We start from the raw sequence: 17,961 nt of genomic DNA, 5'->3' as shown, positions 1-17,961 counted from the left end.
GTATGGTCGACGACACGTGAGGCTCCGGTGTCGGTTCAGCGCATCGGCGGTGTGCGTTCTGGGGGGCGATATGGCCGTGGATTACACGTGGGACGTCTTCTCGACTCTCGACGGCTACGGCTCCTACGAGATGTCGCCGGGCGAGAGCGAGTGGGGCGGTTACTGGGGCAAGCAGGGGCCGGAGCTTCTCGCGCACCGGGCGAAGCTGTTCCGTACGCCGCAGAGGATGATCTACGGCGCGACGACCTTCCGCAAGGTGGTCCAGATCTTCAATAAGGGCTTCGACCCCAACATCCTTGATGAGTGGAACAGGCGCCTTGTCCGGATGCCGGCAACCGTCCTGTCGTCCACGCTCAACGACACCCTGGGGTGGCCCGATGCGACGATCGACGGTGATGCCGCCGAGGACGTCATTCGGCGTTTGAAGCGGGAATCCGACATTCCCCTGCGATCGCAGGCCAGCCTCTCCCTTAATTGGTCGCTGCTGGCAGCGGGCTTAGTCGACCGGATCCAGGTCACGATATTTCCCGTGATCTCCGGCCGCACGGGAGTCAGCCCCATCTTCGACGGTCTCGGCGATTACGATCTCGACCTCCTCGAGAGTCGCTTGTTCGACGGTCACACGGTCGAGTTGACCTACCGCCCAACCGCACGGACACACTGACCCCTGCGAGTAGCAAGACGCTGCGAAACACATCGGTTGGGCACTACCACCCATGCCGCTTAGAGCGCGCCTCGGGCATTCGGTCTTCGCATCAGCGGGGCGACGCCCTTATGTGCCCGAGGTTGCGCCGTCATCGCGGTTTGCGACCTGGTATTCGATCGTCACCCAGCCGGGACCTGCGTGGCTCGCGACCTGGCTGATCACTGTTTGGCCGATGTCGGCGGGCGTCGGTCCGCGACCTTCACCGATGAGGCTGGGAACAACGCGGAGGCGCAACACGTCCACCAGCCCTTCGCGGAACAGGGCATCGGTGAGCTGCAGGCTTCCCCAAACGATGAGGTCGCCTTCCACCTTCGAGCGAAGTCGCGCGACTGTCTCCGCGGGGTCGCCCCTCTCAATGATGGCGGGGGCGAGGTCCCCCCACGGAGCAGAGTCGAGGGTGTTGCTGATGATGTGTTTGGGGAGCGAGTTGATCCATCCGGCGACCGGCTCATCGGCGGGGTCAACGGCCGGCCAGTAACTGGAGAACATCTCGTAGGTACGTCGACCGAGGACGATGCCGCCGACCCGGCTCAACATCTTCATCTGTTCGGAGTCCGCGTCGTCGATCGGCTCTACGTCCATGAACTTCATGCCGCCGTCCGAGTCCTGCACGAACCCGTCTGCGGTGATGAGCTGCTCCACGATGATCCGACTCATGGGTCGACCATACGCAGGCTGAGAGCCCGTCTCCAGACCCCCGGGGCGTGCAGAGCCGATCGTTCTTGCACCGATCTCGATTACCGGTTCGGTGGGTGATACCGCTACTGGCGCGTCGGTTCGTCGAAGCGTCGTTCGTTTCCGACCACAAGCGACACTGCTCTGCGGGCGAGTCCGGGGGGAACCGCTTCCAGATCGAGGGCCCGATGGACGGTGAGACCCTCGACGAGCGCGTCCAGGATGCGAGCCGCAGTGGGGTCGAAGTGCCTTTCAAGGGCGCTGCGGCTGCGTTTCATCCAGTCGGTCGTGAGAAGGCGGTAACGGTCGTCGTGAGCGGCAAGCGTGTAGAGCTCGTGGGTAAGAACGAGATCACGTCGGCTGCCGAAGAGATCATCGTCGATGTGCGCGACGAGAGCGTCCACTGCGTCATCCCTCGTCTGCGCGGTGAGCATGCGCTGCCCGATCTGATCGCTAACGGAGGTCGCGAAGCGGGTGAATGCTTCATGGATGAGTTGATCGATCCCGGTGAAGTGGTAGGTCATCGAGCCGAGGGGGACGTCAGCGGCAGCGGCGACTTTGCGGTGCGAAATTCCCGCGACCCCCTCTGACGCGATGACATCTAGTGCAGCGTCGACGATCCGCTCGCGACGCCGAGGGTCGAGCCGTCGCGAGCGAGGAGACGGAGGGACGCTCACGCGCCGATCTCCTTCACGACGCGGGCGGGGCTTCCGACAGCGACAACTCCGGCGGGGATGTCACGCGTCACGACGGAGCCGGCGCCGATGACGGAGTCGTCGCCGATGGAGACACCTGGACACACGATGACCCCGCCCCCAAGCCACACGTTGTCGCCAATTGAGATGGGCTTCGCCGCCTCGAGCTTGTCATGCCGCGGCCCGGGTTCGATCGGATGCGTAGGCGTGAGTAGTTGCACGTTGGGACCGATCTGGCAGTCTTCGCCGATGCGGATCTCGGCAACGTCGAGCGCTGTCAGGTTGTAGTTGACGAAGGTGCGGGCGCCGATGTGAATGTTCTCGCCGTAATCGACGAATAGAGGCGGCTTGACGTAGGCGTCCTCGCCGAGCGTACCGAGCAGTTCTTGCAAATGCGGTCGCGCGGTGTCCGGCGCAGTGGCGGTCGCTACCCCGTAAGCGTGCATGAGCTCGAGGGCTCGCTTCGCGATGCGTGCACTGTCGGGATCGTCTGCGATGTAGAGCTCGCCGGCGAGCATGCGCTCGCGATTGCTGCGGGGATCGCCCGCGAAGTAATCGGTGGTCATGAGGCGACCATACGCTATGTGTACGATCGTACGCATGACGTCGACCACAACCGCCGCTCCGACACGCGTCGCCCGCCGCGCCCGCCTGGCGGTGTCCGCCCTCTTCTTCACAAACGGGGCCCTGTTCGCCAACATCCTTCCGCGCTACCCCGAGATCAAAGACGTGCTCGGTCTCGACAATGGGACCTACGGGTTGACGATCATCGCCTTCCCCGCGGGGGCCATCGCGGCGGGCCTGGCTGCGGGGGCTCTCGTACGGTGGGCCGGATCAGGGCGCCTGGCAGTGGCGGGCACGATCGTCACTGCCCTGGGACTTCTGGCGGCCGGCCTGGCTCCCTCTGTTCCGCTGTTCGTTGTGGCGCTCCTTGTGGGGGGCGCCGCGGACTCCATCACCGACGTTGCGCAGAATGCCCATGGGATGCGAGTGCAGCGTGAGTACGGCAAGTCCATTTTGAACTCGTTTCACGCCATCTGGTCGGTGGGGGCGGTGACCGGTGGCGGCATGGCCGCCGCAGCCATCGCACTGGGAATTCCGCTGGGGATTCACCTGTCCATCTCCGCGCTGGTTTTTGTGGTCATCGCAGCGATCGCCCTCCGTCTTACGCTTCCCGGTCGGGATCCGGAATCGGACGTCATCGCACCGGCGGATTCCGGCGCGGTCAGTGTGGTCCGGCGGGGATCGAACCCGCGGATCGTGCTCATGTTGGTAGCTCTCGTCTTCGTGGCTATCGCTGGAACGCTGGTGGAGGATGCGGGCTTCTCCTGGGCTGCCCTCTATCTCGGTGACGACCTGGGCGCCGCCCCGGCAATCGCCGCGACCGGCCTTGTGGCTCTGGTTGCTGCGCAGTTCGTGGGTCGCCTTGCCGGAGACCCCCTTGTAGACCGCTTCGGCCAGCGGGCCGTCGCTCGCGTCGGCGGTGTCATCATCGCCCTTGGCATGGGCACAGCATTGCTGTTTCCCTCCGTCCCTGGCACCATCGCAGGTTTCGCCGCTGCCGGGCTTGGAGTCGCAACGCTGGTGCCAGCCGCGATGGCCGCGGCGGATGAACTCCCGGGCTTGCGGCGCGGGACCGGTATCGCGATCGTGTCGTGGTTGATGAGGTTGGGTTTCCTCGCCTCGCCGCCCGTCATTGGCGCCCTTTCCGAGACCGCTGGCCTGCAAGCTGCGCTGCTCGTGATTCCCGCCGCCGGGCTCATCGCGCTCGCCCTCAGCTTCGCCCTCCCCCGAGCCACTTCTTCCAAAGCCAGCTGACGGCGGTCTTGCACCACATCAGTCGCGAATCCAGGAGCCACGCAATGGAAACCACATCTGACATAGCGGTCCTGTGGGACATGGATGGAGTCCTCGTCGACTCAGAGCCCGTGCTCTTCGAAGCCGAGCGTCTCACCTTCGCCGACTACGGCATCGACCTCACCCCCGAGCTCAAAAAGCCGTTCATCGGAATGGGGGGTCACGAAGTGATGGAACTGATGGCGCACCAGTTCGGGGTGAACGCTGACCCACGTGAACTCACGCTGCAGAAGTTTGCACACATCGTGAGACTTCTTCCGACCGTACGCCCGTTCCCACAGGCGGTTCAGCTCGTTGAACTTCTCTCCGCGCAGGGAATCCCGATGGCTGTCGCCTCCGGTTCATCGAATGATTTGATCCTCACCGCCCTGACCGCCATAGGAGTGGCCGACCTTCTAGCGATCCGCGTCTCGGCCTTTGATGTCCCACAGGGCAAACCGGCTCCCGACGTCTTCCTCGAGGCTGCCCAACGGATCGGGCATGCGCCCGAGAGCTGCGTTGTGATCGAGGACGCCGTCGCTGGAGTCCTCGCCGCCAAATCAGCGGGGATGCGTTGCATCGCAATCCCCTACACCCGGGACCCCTGGGATACGCGGTTCGAAGAGGCTGACCTCGTCGTCCGCGAAGGCATGGGGACGATGAAGCCGCGAGAGCTTCTCGAATGGATCCTTGAGCAGCACTGATGGGACGACTCCCTCGGGACTGACAGTCGGAAGCGATCCGCCCAGCGAGGCCTGACGTCTCCGAGGTGGTGCGTCCCTCCGATGGAAGAAGGGAGCCGACGACGAATACGATGTTCACACGCGTCCGTTGGTGCATGTGTCGTGCCACGCGTCGGTACCGGCGACTCTCTCGGGAAGGTCTACGCGCAGGCTTGTGGTGGTCGACGGCTCCGATCAAGGCCCGCACCGGGCTTCGTGAAGGTCAAGTCGAGTCCGGTCTCAGCGAAGGCGAAGGGGCAGAAGAGAGCCCATCCGTCGTCACCGCGATCATGGGCACGATCCCAGACCTGTTCGTGCGAGGGCGAGCCGTCCGCGTCAACCTCTGGGCGCCTCCTCGGCAAACCGATACGACCCGCCGACCACCTCCGCAACCCCCGCGACGGCCCGCGGCGGTCCCCTCCACAATGACGACGTCCGAGTCGATGTGGAGGAGCGCCGTGGCCAGATCGAGACGCGCGGCGACCCTCGCGGCCGCCCTCGGCATCCTGGTGCTGAGCGGGTGCGGTATCCACATTCCGTCCGACCCCGACGGCACGCTCGAGCACGTCGAGGGCGGGGTGCTGCGCGCGGGGGTCTCACCGAACGACGGATGGATCGAGCTCGGCGACGGCGAGCCCACCGGCACCGAGGCCGAGGCGCTCACCGGCTTCGCGGAGTCGCTCGGCGCCGACGTCGAGTGGACGATCGGCTCCGAGGAGTCGCTCGTGCGAGGCCTCGAAGACGGCGACCTCGACGTCGTCGCCGGGGGCCTCACCGACAAGACGCCCTGGACGACCAAGGCGGGGACGACGCGCCCCTGGGCCGAGACAACCCTCGACGACGGCGAGAAGGTCAAGCTCGTGATGCTGGTGCCGCTGGGCGAGAACGCCTTCCTGTCGCGGCTCGAGAGCTTCCTCACCGAGGAAGCGCAGCGGAAAGGGATCGCGCCATGAGCGGCGAGACCGTGCGCTTCGGCCGCACCGAACTGCCGCCGAAGCAGGTCGAGGCCCTGCGCCGGGCCGTGCGCCTGGAGTGGGTCACGATCGGCGTGCTCGTCGTCACCGCAACGCTCGTGTTCATCGTGCTCGGCAGCTCGCAAGCGATGAAGGCGGCCTGGTCGGAAGACCTGCTCTCGTTCATCCCGCCGATCGCGTTCCTCATCGCCGTGCGGCTCGCGCGGCGTCCGCCGACGACACGGCATCCGTACGGCTTCCACCGCTCCGTCGCTGTCGGACACCTCGTGGCCGCGGTCGCCCTGACCGGTATGGGCACCTTCCTCCTGGTCGACTCCTCCATCAACCTCCTCCGCGGCGAGCACCCCACGATCGGCACGGTCGATCTCTTCGGCGTCACGATCTGGCTCGGCTGGCTGATGATCGCGGTGATGGCGGTCACCGGCATCCCTCCGGTGATCCTCGGCCGCCTCAAGCTCGGCCTCGCGCGCGAGCTGCACAACAAGGTGCTCTACGCCGACGCCGACATGAACAAGGCCGACTGGCAGACCTCCCTCGGCACCATCGTCGGGGTGCTCGGCATCGGCGTGGGGCTGTGGTGGATGGATGCCGCGGCCGCCATCTTCATCTCGGGCAGCATCCTGCACGACGGCGTCAGCAACCTCCGGGCGGCCGTCGTCGACCTGATGGACGCCCGCGCCACCACCTTCGACGACAACCGTCCGCACCCGCTCGCCGGCCGCGTCGACCAGTACCTCGCGGGACTGCCCTGGGTGGCCCGGGCCGGCAGCCGCGTACGCGACGAGGGCCACGTCTTCCATATCGAGGCGTTCGTCGTCCCGCGTCGCCGGAAGGTGGCACTCGCCGACATCGAGCGGGCACGTCAGGGGTGCGTGGCCCTGGACTGGAAGGTGCAGGACATCGTCATCGTGCCCGTCCCCCGGCTGCCCGACGTCGTCGACGCCGTCACTCCCCCAGGATCAGACGCCTGATCGCGGCATCCTTCGATCCGCCGAGCTCCATCGTGCGGCCCTTGCGGTACAGCGCGAACACGCGGGGGTCGATGTAGCTCGACCGTGCAACGGCGGGGGTGTTGCCGAGCGCCTCGGCGGTCGCGCGGACGGCGGCGACCTCGGCCTTCTTGCGCTCGTTCTTGCCGCCGGTCGCACCGACCTTCGCCAGCGATTCCGCAGCGAGGATCGTGCCGCGCAGCGTCCGGAAATCCTTCGCGCTGAACGGGCCGCCGGTCAGCGACCGCACGTAGCCGTTGACGTCTCCGGGGGTCACGGGCACGCGGCGACGCCCGCGTCTGTAGCTCAGCAGCGCGGCGCGCGAGCGGCCCAGGGCGAGCTCCTCGACGATGGATGCCAGCTCCGCATCGCGCAGCGAGAGCTCGGCGCGCTTGCCGCTCTTGGCGGGGAACGACAGACGGATCAGGTCGCCCTCGACCGTGGCATCCCGTCTCTGCAGAGTCGTGAGGCCCCGGCTGCCGTTGGTGACGAAGTAGCGCGCATTGCCCACGCGCGGGGCGACGAGGTCGAGGAAACGGAACGACACCGCGAGCACCCGCTCACGGTCCGCCTCGGGGCGGCGCAGCGACTGCGTCACGCGGGCGCGCGCCCGCGGAAGCGCCTCGGCGAGCTGAAGCGCGCGGGCGAACTTGCCCTTGTCCTGCCGCTTCGACCAGTCGGCGTGGTACGTGTACTGACGTCGACCCGCCTCGTCGGTGCCGACGGCCTGGATGTGGGCGTTCGGCTCCTTCGCGATCCACACCTCCCGCCACGCGGGCGGGATCACCAGACCACGCGCGCGCTCAGCGTCGCGCTCGGGAGCGGACGCGCCCGTGTGATCGACGAAACGGAAGCCCGAACCCGACCTCACCCGGCGATAACCGGGGTCTTCGTACGGCCGGACGCGGATCAGTCGAGGCATCGCGTCAGTGGTTGCGGAGCAGGTCGATCAACTCCGCCTTCTTCTTGCCGGAGTACCCGGTGATGCCGAGCTCCTTGGCGCGCTTCTTCAGTTCGTCGACGGTGCGATCCTCGTAGTTCTCGGCGTGCCCGCCCTTCTCACCCACCTTCTCGCGACCCTGGGCCGCGGCGGCGTTCGAGATGCGCGCCGCCTTCTCCTTCGAGTCGCCCTGCTTGCGTAGTTCCTCGTAAAGCTCGGGGTCTTTCAGGCTGTTCGACCCGCGTCCCTGGGGCATGGCCGTCTCCTTCCGTCGGGATGACGACGCTACGGGCGGGAGTCGTCACACGCGCGCGGGGTTGACAACGCGCCTGGTTATCAAGGGTTTTCGACGGTCGTCAACCCCGGGCGCGGACGCCGACGGGGATGGGACGTTGGTTTCACCACTCGCCAGGTCCCGTGTTCCGGCACGGGGAGTAAGGAATCCCCCCAATGAACATCTTCTTGATCATCATCATCGTCGCCGCGATCGTGCTGGCGATCTTCGGCAGCCTGAGCCAGGCCGCGAACTTCCTGCTGTGGGTCGCGATCATCGTCGGCCTCATCGCTCTCATCGTGCTGTTGTTCCGCCTGATCCGCGGCCGCAAGCCCGTGTGACCCCCCGAGGAGCGACGCGTTTCGGGTGCGCATCGCTCCTCCCCACCGGCGGGTTCGCCCGCCCCGGATGCCACGCACCGCTCTGGTGCGTGGCATCCGTGTTTCTGCGGGTCCCGGTTCCTTCGACAGGCTCAGGAACCTCTCTCGTCCGGGCGGCCAGCGCCACGAGGTGGCTGAGCCAGGCAGCCACCCTCGCCGCGAGGTGACTGAGCCCGTCGAAGCCACCACCACCCAGGTGGTGAGCTTGTCGAAGCCACCGGCCGAAAGCCCCGCCCGCGATTAGCTGCGCTCACTGAAGCCACCGACGCGCGCGCCGCGCCGTCGTCGGGGGGTTGACGGAAACACGATATATCGCGATACTCATGTCAACGCGATATATCGCGAGTGAGGAGCCCCAGCAATGGAGAAATGGATCATCCACCCCGGCGAGACGCGCGTCATCGACCTCGATGCCGTGCGTGAACTCAAGATCGGCCTCGTGGGCGGTCAGGTCGACGTGATCGCCCACGACGAGACCGACACCCGCATCGAGGTGCACGGCGTCACCGTCAAAGACCTGCGCATCGAGGTCGTCGACGGCCGCCTCGAGATCGACCACCCGCAGCTGCGGTGGGACAACTTCCTCGAGGTGTTCCGCAACTTCGGCGCGGGCGGCCCCAAGGCCGAGGTGAGCGTCGCGGTGCCGCGCACCGTCGCCCTGACCCTCGGCGTCGTCAGCGCGAGCGCCCTGGTCGCGGGCCTGCGCACCGACGTGCGCCTGAACACCGTCTCGGGCGACATCATGGTCGACGGCCTCGTCGGCGACGTCAACCTCAACGCCGTCTCGGGCGACGTGCAGGTGCGCGAACTCGACGGAGCCCTGAGCGCGAACAGCGTGTCGGGCGACGTCGCGGCCACGGGCCGCATCACGAAGGCATCCATCGACACGGTCTCTGGCGCGATGCTCGTCGACTCCAGCGGCGCCACCCAGGCGATCAGTCTGAACTCCGTCAGCGGCACCGCCACCATCCGCCTCGACCGCTCGCTCCCCGCGAACTACGTCTCGCGCTCGGTCAGCGGCCGCGTGCAGATCGACGGCCAGGTGCGGTCGGGGTCGGGTCCCACGAACTACACCGGGTCGACCGGCGCCCTCGCCGGCTCGTTCGTCGATGTGCGCGCCAACACCGTCTCGGGCGAGATCACGGTGCTGCGTCGCGGGATCTCGGGCCTGCGCCCCGAAGAGCTCGCCGGAGAGGAGGAGTGGTGATGAGCCCCGTCTTCTCGCACGGCGACCTGCGCCTGTACATCCTGAGCCTGCTCGACGAGGCTCCGCGCCACGGCTACGACCTCATGCAGGCCCTCACCGAGCGCACCGGCGGCACCTACTCCCCCTCGGCCGGCACGATCTACCCGCGCCTGTCGAAGCTCGAGGAGGAGGGCCTGGTCACCAAGACCGTCGACGGACGCAAGACCGTCTACGAGATCACGGATGCCGGTCGGGCCGAGGTCGCGAACCGCACGGGCGATCTCGAGGGCATCCAAGCCGGTCTGGCCGACAGCGTCCGCCTCATCGCCGACGAGGTGCGCGGAAGCGTGCGGGATGCCATGCGGAGCCTCCGGGCCGACCTCGCCGCCGCCTCACGCGAGGAACGGGAGCAGGCGCACACCGCCCCCGTCGACGACGCCCGCTCCCGCAGCCGCGAGCAGCTGTCGCGCGCCGACGCGGCGATCACCGAGTTCCGTGGCCGCGTGCGCTCGGAGCTGCGGTCGCACGTCGCCCGCGGCGGCGAGCTCACGGCATCCGGAGTCGACGAGATCGAGGCGGCGCTCCGCCAGGCCTCCGACGCCGTGGCTCACGCCATGCGCGGCTGACGCGTCACTCCCACGGCAGCTGGTCGTCGGCGCCGACCGGGTCGTCCTGCGGGACGACGAGAACCGGTCGGCGCTGACGGTGGCTGAGGCGCGCGGCGACCGAGCCGGTGAGGAACTCCCGCAGCGACTCCCCGAGGCCGCGCTTGCGCGTGCCCACGACGAGCACGGAGGCGTGCACGGCATCGGCCAACCGGATGAGCGCGAGGGCGGGGTCGCCGATCTCCTGGCGCACGCTCCAGGCCACCGGGTCACCCGCCAGCGCCTCCGCCGCAGCGCGTCGGACCTCGTCGAGAGCCGCCTTCGCGGCCGCGCCGGCGACGTCGACGGTCGAGGAGTGCACGTAGCCGTCGGGGTCTTCGAACGCCACGAACCGCGTGGTGTCGACGTGCACGACGATCAGCTCGACATGCGCCAGAGCCGCCTGCCGCGCCGCTTCGCGAACGACCCGCGTCGACTGTCCGGGGACGACGCCCGCGATCACCGGCCCCGCGGCGGTGCGAGCAGACTGATCGGTCATGGTGACTCCTCTCGGGCGGCCCGCGGCGCGGGGCGGACACCGCGCGACGGCTGGGCCGGAATGCGCCGTGATATCCTGGGTGTTACTCTTACCGGCTCGGTCCGGAACCGCAATACGCAGGGCCCATCGTCGGCCCTCGACGTCGATCGTGAGGGGGTCTCGCATGGGGCGTGGCCGTCAGAAGGCGAAGAACACCAAGATCGCCCGTGAGCTGAAGTACGACACCTACTCGGTGAACTACTCGGCTCTCGAGCGCGAACTGGGCGCACCCGAAGCGGGTGAAGACGCGTACGTCGACAAGTGGGCCGACCAGTACAGCGACGAGTACGAAGACGAGAAGGCCTGAGGCCTCCCCGCGCGTCGCGGCTCGCGATCCGGCACCTCGGCGACGTGACTCATCCCCGCTGACACGCGACATGGCGGTGACGTGATCGTCACCGCCATTGCCGTGTGCGGCGATCACGAGCGTCGCGTCGGTGCGTCGCCGCGCATCGGCGACCCCGACGCGGAACCGCATCAGCAAGAGCTCCGCGGGGTGATCCAGTACGCCGAATTCGCGTCGCGATCGCCGTCGTCGGTCCGGTAGGCGAATTGTCCTGCCCCCGGTGCGACGTTCGAGGTCAGCCGGATCCAGCCCGGCCACTGATTCCACATCCAGAGATCTCCGGTGCTCTTCGCGGCGAGAACCGTTCCCGCGCACCCCGTCAGCGAGACGAAGTCGTGGTTCTCGGTCGTCGAGGGGATGCTCGCCCACTCGTCCCGGTACCGCAACCGACCATTTCGGATCCACACCGGCCCGTCGTTGACGTCGTCTTTGAGGTAGGTCGCCTGGCCTGCACCGGTCGCCGCTCCCGTGCCGACGGCGCTCCACCCCGCCGCGGCCGTCCAGGTCCAGAGCACTCCTCCCGATGTGACGGCGGCGACACCGCCGGGGCACGAGTACACGCGTTCGAACCCCTCGTTCGTCCCCGCGGGGAGATCCGCGGGGGCGGAATCGACGAACACGACGCCGGCCCTGAGCCACACCGCCGCCGAGCCGGCCCCCGTCGCCGGGGATGCCGCGACGGCGAGCTGACTCTGGCCGGTCGCCGCGCCGCGCCCGAGGAGGGTGTAGCCGTTGTCGTCGTCCCACTTCCACACGTCGCCGTTCGCGCGCACGGCGACACCGATCGCCCCGAGGGCATACAACCGCACGAAATCGCTGTTCGCCCGAGGGTCGATGCTCGCCTGCGAGCCGCCGAAGAACAGCCGGCCGTCGTTGATCCACCAGGCGGCCCGATTCCAGCGTGTCACGAGGAAGGCAGCCTGATCGGGTCCGCTCGCCGCTCCCGTTCCCACCGCCGTCCACGAGCCCGACCCGTCGATACTCCAGATCGCGCCCGTCGAGGTGACCGCGACGAGGGTGTCCCCGGTCGACGACAGCCGCATCATGTCGGCGTTGTCCGCATCCGGCAGGCTCGACAGGGTTGCCGGCCGGTCGGAGGAGAGGCCGCCGGTCTTGGTCGCGGCGAGGGTCGTCGACGCGCGCGCGCCGGCCCACATGGCCGTCAGGGTGGCATCCGTCCCCCCGGCCACGATGTCGCCTGCCGGCACCGTCACCGTTCCGTCGGCATCCGAGATGTACGTTCCGCCGCCCCGTCCCCATGACCAGCCGGCGGAGAGCGAAAGGTCGACGAGTTGTCCCGCAACGGGAGAAGAGCCGCTGAGACGGAGGACGAGCACCTCGGTCGTCGGCGCGCACGCCGCGGTCGTGGATGGCACGGAGATGAAAGCGATGCGGTCACCCGACGCCGCGACAGCGGGTGAGGCGGTCGTCACGAGGATCGCCGGAACGGTCCAGGCTGTCGCCTGCAGCACCGTCCGTCGCCGGAGCGGCAGCGGAGCGGCGGGGGTGAGATCGGGCATCGGTTACCTCGGGGGCGGGTGGGCACATGGGCGAGTGCCCGAGTCATGCCACGATGACATCGGCGCACGCAGACGTTCGACGCACAGGTGCGTCGTCACCGCCGCCGTCGTTTCCCAGGGGGCGGCGTACCACACGGAAAGCGCCTGCTCCGGAGGGCTTCGACGACCGGATCCTCTCGCTCCTCCGGCCGCCTCCCGAGGACGCCGGCATGGCGCTTCACGCCGCGCTTCACCCGCTATCGGCGACGGGTCACCCTCACCAGGTCGAGCCTGTGCGCCGCTCCCACGCTTCTTCGATGGACTCCCGGCGCGCCATGATGATCGCCGCCGGCACGACCAGCAGCAGCGCCGCGCCGAGCAGCATCAGCCCGGCGGTCCACCCACCGGTCAGCTCGTGCGTCACCCCGATCGCGAGGGGCATCAGCGCGGCGAACCCGTAGCCGGCGCTCTGCACGAAGCCGCTGACGGCGACGGCCGTCTCGTGCGAGCGCGTGCGCAGGCCGAACAGCACGAGCGCGAGCGGGAACATCAGCGGAGGGATGCCGATCAGCACGACCCACAGCGCCGTCGCCGCCGCGGGCGCCACGAGCAGCCCCACGACGCCCGTCAGGCCGCCGAGGACGGCGACCACGTAGAACGGGGTGGTGCGCCCGAGTCGTGCGACCAGCACGGGGACCAGCAGCGACACCGGAAGCCCCATGAACGAGAAGAGCGCCAGCAGGCCGCCCGCCTCGGCGGCATCCACCCCGGCGACATCGATCAGCAGCAGCGGCAGCCACGCGAACATCCCGTAGGCCACCGCGGAGTTGACCCCGAACGTGATCACGAGCGCCCACGTCTGCGGTACGCGGACGATGCGCGACAGCACCGACGCCCGGGGCTCGGCGAGCACGTCGGCGCGCGAGGCGCGGGAGCGAAGGCTCATCGCGACCCAGGGCACGACCGCCGCAACCGCCACCGCCGCCCACGTCACGAACGATCCCCGCCAGCCCACCGCCCCCGCCAGCGGCACCGCCACGAGTGGCGGGGTGAAGGTTGCGACCGCCATCGTGGTCGTGTACACCGTCGTCATCAGCCCGATGCGGGCGGGGAAGTACTTCTTGACCACGGTGGGCAGCAGCACGTTGGCCACGCCGACGGCGGCGAAGACACCGGCGGTCGCCCCCAGCAGCATCCAGGCGTCGACGGCGGCGGCGCGCAGGCAGAGCATGACGGCACCGACGGACGCGGCGATGAGCACCGTGCGCTCCAGCCCGAGCCGGCGCTCGATCGCCGGGGTCACCATGCCCGACAGCGCGAAGGCCACGGGCGGAGCCATGCCGATGAGCCCGACGACGGCCGCCGGCACCTCGAAGTCGCGGCCGATGACCGTCAACAGGGGCGACAGCGATGCCACCGCGATGCGCAGCGTCAACGCCAGCAGCACGACGGCCGCCGCGGCGAGCGCGACGTGCCCCGCCGCGCGGCGGGTCAAGACTCCTGGCTGCCCTCGACCCAGGCGAGGTACTCCTCCGACACGGTGCCCGTGACGTACCGACCGTCGAAGCAGCTCATGTCGAGGTCGACCAGGTCGGTGCCCTCCATGATGGCGGCCTTGAGGTCGTCGACCTCCTGATAGACGAGGTAGTCGCAGCCCAGCTCTTCGGCGATCTCGGGGATCGTGCGGCCGTGGGCGACGAGCTCGTGCCGCGAGGGCATGTTGATGCCGTACACGTGCGGGAAGCGCACCGGCGGCGCGGCCGACGCGAATGTCACGCTCGTGGCCCCGGCATCCCGAGCCATCTGGATGATCTCGCGGCTGGTCGTGCCGCGCACGATGGAGTCGTCGACGAGCAGGACGTTCTTGCCCTGGAACTCGGTCGACATGGCGTTGAGCTTCTGGCGCACGCTCTTCTTGCGCACCGCCTGCCCCGGCATGATGAACGTGCGGCCGACGTACCGGTTCTTGTAGAAGCCCTCGCGGTACTCGATGCCGAGCTTGCGAGCGACCTGCATCGCCGCCGGTCGCGCCGAGTCGGGGATGGGCATGACCACGTCGATGGATCCGGCGGGCGTGTACTTCGCAACCGTGTCGGCGAGGCGCTCGCCCATGCGGAGCCGCGTCTCGTAGACCGAGACGCCGTTCATGACCGAATCGGGACGGGCGAGGTAGACGTACTCGAACGAGCACGGCGCGAGCGTCGCGTTCGCCGCGCACTGCTGCGCGTGGAGCGTGCCGTCGAGGGCGATGAACACGGCCTCTCCGGGCTCGACGTCGCGCACGACCTCGAAGCCGCCGTTCTCGAGCACGAGCGACTCGGATGCCACAATCCATTCGTCACGCGGCTCGCCGCCGGGGACCTCGGGCGCGGGACGCTTGCCGAGGATGAGCGGACGGATGCCGAACGGGTCGCGGAACGCGAGCAGGCCGTAGCCGGCGATGAGGGCGATCGAGGCGTAGGAGCCCTCGACGCGCTCGTGCACGCGCGTCACGGCGCGGAAGACCTGGGCGGGGTCGAGGTCGGGTCCGGTGATCTCGGACTGCAGCTCGGAGCCGAGGATGTTCACGAGCAGCTCGGTGTCGCTGCTGGTGTTGAGGTGCCGGCGGTCCTTGCTGAACAGCTCGCTGGTCAGCTCGCGCGTGTTCGTGAGGTTGCCGTTGTGCACCAGCACGATGCCGTACGGGGCGTTGACATAGAAGGGCTGCGCCTCTTCTTCGTTCGACGCGGTGCCCTTGGTGGCGTAGCGCACGTGGCCGAGGCCGATGTCGCCGAGAAGGGCGCGCATGTCACGGGTGCGGAACGCCTCGCGCACCTGACCGCGGGCCTTGTGGATGTGGAAGACGCCGGTGGACTCGGCCGTGGCCATGCCCGTGGAGTCCTGTCCCCGGTGCTGGAGAAGGAGGAGCGCGTCGTAGATCTCCTGGTTGACCGGGCCCTGCCCGGCCATGCCGACGATGCCGCACATGGGGTGTTAGTTCGCTCCGTTCGCCGGGTGACCGGCATCCGCGTACGAGCCGACCAGGCGCACGGCGCCTCCGTCGACGCCCTTCGCGCCCTGTTCGTAGTCGCCCTCGGGGCGCGCGTCGTCGCGGACGACGCCCACCTGCCACGTGGCGATGCCCTCGGCCGTCAACGCCGCAGTCGCGGCATCCGCGATCTCGGGAGCGACGACGGCGAGGAAGCCGATGCCGAGGTTCCACGTGCCCTCGGTCGCGGTGAGCTCGAGCCCGCCGATGTCGGCGAGCACGCGGAACACCGGCGACGGGCTCCACGTCGAGCGATCGACGTCGACCCACGTGTTCTGCGGCAGCACGCGCGCGAGGTTGGCCGCGATGCCGCCCCCGGTGACGTGGCTGAGCGAATGGATGCCGGACCCGGTGGCCGCGTCGTCGAGCAGACGCAGCAGCGGCGAGGTGTAGAGGCGCGTGGGCTCGAGCAGGGCTTCGCCCCAGGTGCCGCCGAGGTCGGCGGAGGCCGAGCCGTACGCGATGCCGGCGCCGGTGATGATGTGGCGGACGAGCGAGTAGCCGTTCGAGTGCAGGCCGCTCGAAGCCAGCGCCAGCACGACGTCGCCGCCGCGCACGCGGTCGGCGCCGAGGACGCGGTCGGCCTCGACCACGCCGGTCGCCGCCCCTGCGACGTCGTAGTCGTCGACGCCGAGCAGCCCCGGGTGCTCCGCGGTCTCGCCGCCGACGAGCGCCGTGCCCGTGAGGGAGCAGCCGCGCGCGATCCCCGCGACGATGTCGGCGATGCGCTGCGGCACCACCTTGCCGCACGCGATGTAGTCGGTCATGAAGAGCGGACGTGCGCCCACCACGACGATGTCGTCGACCACCATGCCGACGAGGTCTTCGCCGATGGTGTCGTGCTTGTCGATGGCCTGCGCGATGGCGACCTTCGTGCCGACCCCGTCGGTGCTCGTCGCGAGCAACGGCTTGGCGAAGTCGCGCAGCGCCGAGGCGTCGAAGAGCCCGGCGAAGCCGCCCACTCCCCCGAGCACTTCGGGTCCGTGGGTGCGGCGCACGGCCGACTTCATCAGTTCGACGGCGAGGTCTCCGGCGGCGGTGTCGACGCCTGCGGCGGAGTACGGGTTTTCGTGGGGAGCTGAGGCCACCGCAACAGACTACCCGGGGTCGACACGCGCGTCGCGCGGGGAGCCGGCACGGGCGCCGGTGCGGGGCGCGGCGCGCGGGGCTCCGGCGGGTCGCATCCGCTCGGGGCGGGGCGGGCAGCTCCGGCCGGGGGCAGCTCGCGGCGGGAGGAGATACAGCGACGGGAGGACGAACCGGCTCCGCGGCATCCTCCCCCGCACGAATCTCCTCCGCTCCCACAGACCCGGCAGCCCGCCCGGCGCACCTCGACCGCAGCAACAGACCCGAGACCGACGCGATGCGCGCCGCGCGACGGCTACGGCTCTGGCGACGGCGGGAGGAGATACAGCGACGGGAGGACGAACCGGCTCCGCGGCATCCTCCCCCGCACGAATCTCCTCCTTCCCACGAACTCGGGCGGCCCACGCGGCGGGCGTCAGTGCGCGCGATGCAAGCCCTGCGCGATGGCCTGCGTGATGAGCAGCTGGACGGAGGGCCAGTCATCGACGATCTGGCGATACCCGACGCGAATGACGTGGTAGCCGTTGAGTGCCAGCAGGGCGTCATGGCGGATGTCGGCCTCGCGCTGCGCGCCGACGTGATGCCCGCCGTCGGCCTGAAGGACGAGCCTCTCGCCGATCAGCAGATCGACGCGATGACCGAGTATCCACGCCTGCGGCGAAAGCCGTTCGCCCAGCCATCGCAACCGGACGATCAAGAAGGTTTCGAGTCCGGAGTCCGGCAGGGGCGTTGCCAGATCGGCGAGCCGGCGCGCCCGTGCGCCGAGGGGATATCGACGCATTTCGTCGAGGGTGACGAGCTTCTTGTTCAGCGCCGAGTCCCACACGGCCAACGCCTCCTCCACCGGAAGACACACGCTCACGAGCCCCAAAACGTTGACGACTTCGTCGATCAGGCTTTCCGGATGCCGAGGAAGCAGCGGTTGCGCGCGATGGACACGCGTTCCCCCCGCGACAGTGATGCGCCCCGCGTGCGCGGGCGCCGCGACATGGAGAACGTCGCGGTCGAGAACCCACAGCCCGTGACGGACGGCCGCCGTGCAGCACGCGAGCGTCACCCCCGCCCGCGCCGCGGCGACGAGGAGGGGATCGGCATCGGGGAGCGCAAGCCACCGACGGCGGAGCCGCACGAGATCTCCGCGAGCAACGGCCGCCGCGATCGTGGCGGCCGATGCTCCCTCCCGCTGGAGCCGGGCGGAGGAGGCCACCCCGTCGAGCACGCGCACACGGCTGACGAGGGCGTCGATGCGTCGTGGAAGGGGTGCGCTCATCGCAGTAGCGTGCCCGACCGGCTCGAACGGATGCAGGAGCCGGCGCCATCACCTGTGGAGAACCGGGTGGGGAGGAGCGGTCGGGAAGCCCCCTCGCCGGCCCCACCCGGGAGCGGAGGAGAATCAGCGACGGGAGGACCGACCGAGGTCCCGGCATCCTCCCCTCCACCGAT

Annotated in this window: 20 protein-coding genes; 9 read left to right on the top strand and 11 right to left on the bottom strand. The window is 69.0% G+C overall.

Annotation, left to right across the window (positions count from 1 at the left end; translation table 11 throughout):
* The first annotated feature begins 70 nt into the window (after positions 1 to 70).
* Positions 71 to 664: a dihydrofolate reductase family protein gene (locus tag AS029_RS00815; protein WP_058231162.1), complete on the top strand. Its 594-nt coding sequence runs from the start codon at positions 71 to 73 to the stop codon at positions 662 to 664.
* 108 nt (positions 665 to 772) lie between these two features.
* Here AS029_RS00815 and AS029_RS00810 read toward each other — a convergent pair whose 3' ends face one another.
* From AS029_RS00810 to AS029_RS00800, 3 genes are all read right to left on the bottom strand, one after another.
* Entirely contained in the window at positions 773 to 1,363 is a 591-nt protein-coding gene (locus tag AS029_RS00810; RefSeq protein ID WP_058230724.1) for a dihydrofolate reductase family protein, read from the bottom strand.
* 104 nt (positions 1,364 to 1,467) lie between these two features.
* Positions 1,468 to 2,058 carry a TetR/AcrR family transcriptional regulator gene (locus tag AS029_RS00805; protein ID WP_058230723.1) on the bottom strand — a complete coding sequence of 197 codons (591 nt, stop codon included), beginning with the start codon at positions 2,056 to 2,058 and terminating at the stop codon, positions 1,468 to 1,470.
* The gene (locus AS029_RS00800) at positions 2,055 to 2,642 is read right to left on the bottom strand and encodes a sugar O-acetyltransferase (RefSeq protein ID WP_058231161.1); all 588 of its coding nucleotides are present in this window, start codon (positions 2,640 to 2,642) and stop codon (positions 2,055 to 2,057) included. Before AS029_RS00800 ends, AS029_RS00805 begins: the two co-directional genes overlap by 4 nt.
* A 34-nt stretch (positions 2,643 to 2,676) precedes the next feature.
* Here AS029_RS00800 and AS029_RS00795 point away from each other — a divergent pair, with 34 nt between their 5' ends.
* The 4 genes from AS029_RS00795 to AS029_RS00780 all read left to right on the top strand — a co-directional run bounded on the left by AS029_RS00795 (position 2,677) and on the right by AS029_RS00780 (position 6,579).
* Positions 2,677 to 3,894, top strand: a complete 1,218-nt coding sequence (locus AS029_RS00795) for an MFS transporter (protein WP_058230722.1) — start codon at positions 2,677 to 2,679, stop codon at positions 3,892 to 3,894.
* Positions 3,895 to 3,938: 44 nt separating this feature from the next.
* Positions 3,939 to 4,616, top strand: coding sequence for an HAD family hydrolase (locus AS029_RS00790; RefSeq protein WP_058230721.1), 678 nt, complete (start codon positions 3,939 to 3,941; stop codon positions 4,614 to 4,616).
* A gap of 476 nt (positions 4,617 to 5,092) precedes the next feature.
* Entirely contained in the window at positions 5,093 to 5,587 is a 495-nt protein-coding gene (locus tag AS029_RS00785; protein ID WP_228375843.1) for a transporter substrate-binding domain-containing protein, read from the top strand.
* On the top strand, positions 5,584 to 6,579 hold the full coding sequence (locus AS029_RS00780) for a cation diffusion facilitator family transporter (protein ID WP_058230720.1): 996 nt from the start codon (positions 5,584 to 5,586) through the stop codon (positions 6,577 to 6,579). The genes AS029_RS00785 and AS029_RS00780 overlap by 4 nt, the downstream gene beginning before the upstream one ends.
* Here AS029_RS00780 and AS029_RS00775 read toward each other — a convergent pair.
* Both AS029_RS00775 and AS029_RS00770 read right to left on the bottom strand, forming a co-directional pair.
* Entirely contained in the window at positions 6,554 to 7,519 is a 966-nt protein-coding gene (locus AS029_RS00775) for a DNA topoisomerase IB (RefSeq protein WP_058230719.1), read from the bottom strand. The genes AS029_RS00780 and AS029_RS00775 overlap by 26 nt on opposite strands.
* 4 nt (positions 7,520 to 7,523) lie before the next feature.
* The gene (locus AS029_RS00770; protein WP_058230718.1) at positions 7,524 to 7,793 is read right to left on the bottom strand and encodes a DUF7218 family protein; all 270 of its coding nucleotides are present in this window, start codon (positions 7,791 to 7,793) and stop codon (positions 7,524 to 7,526) included.
* A 194-nt stretch (positions 7,794 to 7,987) separates the two neighbouring features.
* Here AS029_RS00770 and AS029_RS17465 point away from each other — a divergent pair, with 194 nt between their 5' ends.
* From AS029_RS17465 to AS029_RS00760, 3 genes are all read left to right on the top strand, one after another.
* Entirely contained in the window at positions 7,988 to 8,152 is a 165-nt protein-coding gene (locus AS029_RS17465) for a hypothetical protein (protein ID WP_167345213.1), read from the top strand.
* A gap of 400 nt (positions 8,153 to 8,552) precedes the next feature.
* Positions 8,553 to 9,398 carry a DUF4097 family beta strand repeat-containing protein gene (locus tag AS029_RS00765; protein ID WP_058230717.1) on the top strand — a complete coding sequence of 282 codons (846 nt, stop codon included), beginning with the start codon at positions 8,553 to 8,555 and terminating at the stop codon, positions 9,396 to 9,398.
* Positions 9,398 to 10,003, top strand: a complete 606-nt coding sequence (locus tag AS029_RS00760) for a PadR family transcriptional regulator (protein ID WP_058230716.1) — start codon at positions 9,398 to 9,400, stop codon at positions 10,001 to 10,003. The genes AS029_RS00765 and AS029_RS00760 overlap by 1 nt, the downstream gene beginning before the upstream one ends.
* Positions 10,004 to 10,007: 4 nt before the next feature.
* Here AS029_RS00760 and AS029_RS00755 read toward each other — a convergent pair whose 3' ends face one another.
* Positions 10,008 to 10,520, bottom strand: a complete 513-nt coding sequence (locus AS029_RS00755; protein WP_058230715.1) for a universal stress protein — start codon at positions 10,518 to 10,520, stop codon at positions 10,008 to 10,010.
* A 163-nt stretch (positions 10,521 to 10,683) separates the two neighbouring features.
* Between AS029_RS00755 and AS029_RS00750 the strand changes: the two genes are divergently transcribed.
* The gene (locus AS029_RS00750; protein ID WP_058230714.1) at positions 10,684 to 10,866 is read left to right on the top strand and encodes a DUF3073 family protein; all 183 of its coding nucleotides are present in this window, start codon (positions 10,684 to 10,686) and stop codon (positions 10,864 to 10,866) included.
* 170 nt (positions 10,867 to 11,036) lie between these two features.
* On the opposite strand, the gene AS029_RS00745 is transcribed toward AS029_RS00750, so the two are convergent.
* From AS029_RS00745 to AS029_RS00725, 5 genes are all read right to left on the bottom strand, one after another.
* The gene (locus AS029_RS00745; protein WP_058230713.1) at positions 11,037 to 12,425 is read right to left on the bottom strand and encodes a hypothetical protein; all 1,389 of its coding nucleotides are present in this window, start codon (positions 12,423 to 12,425) and stop codon (positions 11,037 to 11,039) included.
* A gap of 256 nt (positions 12,426 to 12,681) precedes the next feature.
* Positions 12,682 to 13,899, bottom strand: a complete 1,218-nt coding sequence (locus AS029_RS00740; protein WP_058230712.1) for an MFS transporter — start codon at positions 13,897 to 13,899, stop codon at positions 12,682 to 12,684.
* Positions 13,896 to 15,371 carry an amidophosphoribosyltransferase gene (gene purF / locus AS029_RS00735; protein WP_058230711.1) on the bottom strand — a complete coding sequence of 492 codons (1,476 nt, stop codon included), beginning with the start codon at positions 15,369 to 15,371 and terminating at the stop codon, positions 13,896 to 13,898. The genes AS029_RS00740 and purF overlap by 4 nt, the downstream gene beginning before the upstream one ends.
* Positions 15,372 to 15,377: 6 nt before the next feature.
* A complete protein-coding gene (gene purM / locus AS029_RS00730) occupies positions 15,378 to 16,520 on the bottom strand; it encodes a phosphoribosylformylglycinamidine cyclo-ligase (RefSeq protein ID WP_058230710.1) in 1,143 nt (380 codons plus the stop codon).
* Positions 16,521 to 16,933: 413 nt separating this feature from the next.
* Complete coding sequence (locus tag AS029_RS00725) at positions 16,934 to 17,788, bottom strand: endonuclease domain-containing protein (protein WP_058230709.1); 855 nt, start codon at positions 17,786 to 17,788, stop codon at positions 16,934 to 16,936.
* Positions 17,789 to 17,961 lie beyond the last annotated feature (173 nt).

The sequence above is a fragment of the Microbacterium enclense genome (genome assembly GCF_001456955.1).
Lineage (GTDB): Bacteria > Actinomycetota > Actinomycetes > Actinomycetales > Microbacteriaceae > Microbacterium > Microbacterium enclense.
The sequence above is the reverse complement of the archived record's forward strand: the minus strand, read 5'-3'. Positions and strand labels throughout refer to the sequence as shown.

What these genes read in the sequence shown, in the direction of transcription:
- AS029_RS00760 (WP_058230716.1), top strand. Translation starts at nt 9,398, where the DNA reads ATGAGCCCCGTCTTCTCGCACGGCGACCTGCGCCTGTACATCCTGAGC.
- AS029_RS00750 (WP_058230714.1), top strand. Translation starts at nt 10,684, where the DNA reads ATGGGGCGTGGCCGTCAGAAGGCGAAGAACACCAAGATCGCCCGTGAG.
- AS029_RS00800 (WP_058231161.1), bottom strand. Translation starts at nt 2,642, where the DNA reads ATGACCACCGATTACTTCGCGGGCGATCCCCGCAGCAATCGCGAGCGC.
- AS029_RS00790 (WP_058230721.1), top strand. Translation starts at nt 3,939, where the DNA reads ATGGAAACCACATCTGACATAGCGGTCCTGTGGGACATGGATGGAGTC.
- AS029_RS00745 (WP_058230713.1), bottom strand. Translation starts at nt 12,425, where the DNA reads ATGCCCGATCTCACCCCCGCCGCTCCGCTGCCGCTCCGGCGACGGACG.
- AS029_RS00725 (WP_058230709.1), bottom strand. Translation starts at nt 17,788, where the DNA reads ATGAGCGCACCCCTTCCACGACGCATCGACGCCCTCGTCAGCCGTGTG.
- AS029_RS00770 (WP_058230718.1), bottom strand. Translation starts at nt 7,793, where the DNA reads ATGCCCCAGGGACGCGGGTCGAACAGCCTGAAAGACCCCGAGCTTTAC.
- AS029_RS00810 (WP_058230724.1), bottom strand. Translation starts at nt 1,363, where the DNA reads ATGAGTCGGATCATCGTGGAGCAGCTCATCACCGCAGACGGGTTCGTG.
- AS029_RS00780 (WP_058230720.1), top strand. Translation starts at nt 5,584, where the DNA reads ATGAGCGGCGAGACCGTGCGCTTCGGCCGCACCGAACTGCCGCCGAAG.
- AS029_RS00815 (WP_058231162.1), top strand. Translation starts at nt 71, where the DNA reads ATGGCCGTGGATTACACGTGGGACGTCTTCTCGACTCTCGACGGCTAC.
- AS029_RS00765 (WP_058230717.1), top strand. Translation starts at nt 8,553, where the DNA reads ATGGAGAAATGGATCATCCACCCCGGCGAGACGCGCGTCATCGACCTC.
- purF (WP_058230711.1), bottom strand. Translation starts at nt 15,371, where the DNA reads ATGTGCGGCATCGTCGGCATGGCCGGGCAGGGCCCGGTCAACCAGGAG.
- AS029_RS00755 (WP_058230715.1), bottom strand. Translation starts at nt 10,520, where the DNA reads ATGACCGATCAGTCTGCTCGCACCGCCGCGGGGCCGGTGATCGCGGGC.
- AS029_RS00795 (WP_058230722.1), top strand. Translation starts at nt 2,677, where the DNA reads ATGACGTCGACCACAACCGCCGCTCCGACACGCGTCGCCCGCCGCGCC.
- AS029_RS17465 (WP_167345213.1), top strand. Translation starts at nt 7,988, where the DNA reads ATGAACATCTTCTTGATCATCATCATCGTCGCCGCGATCGTGCTGGCG.
- AS029_RS00775 (WP_058230719.1), bottom strand. Translation starts at nt 7,519, where the DNA reads ATGCCTCGACTGATCCGCGTCCGGCCGTACGAAGACCCCGGTTATCGC.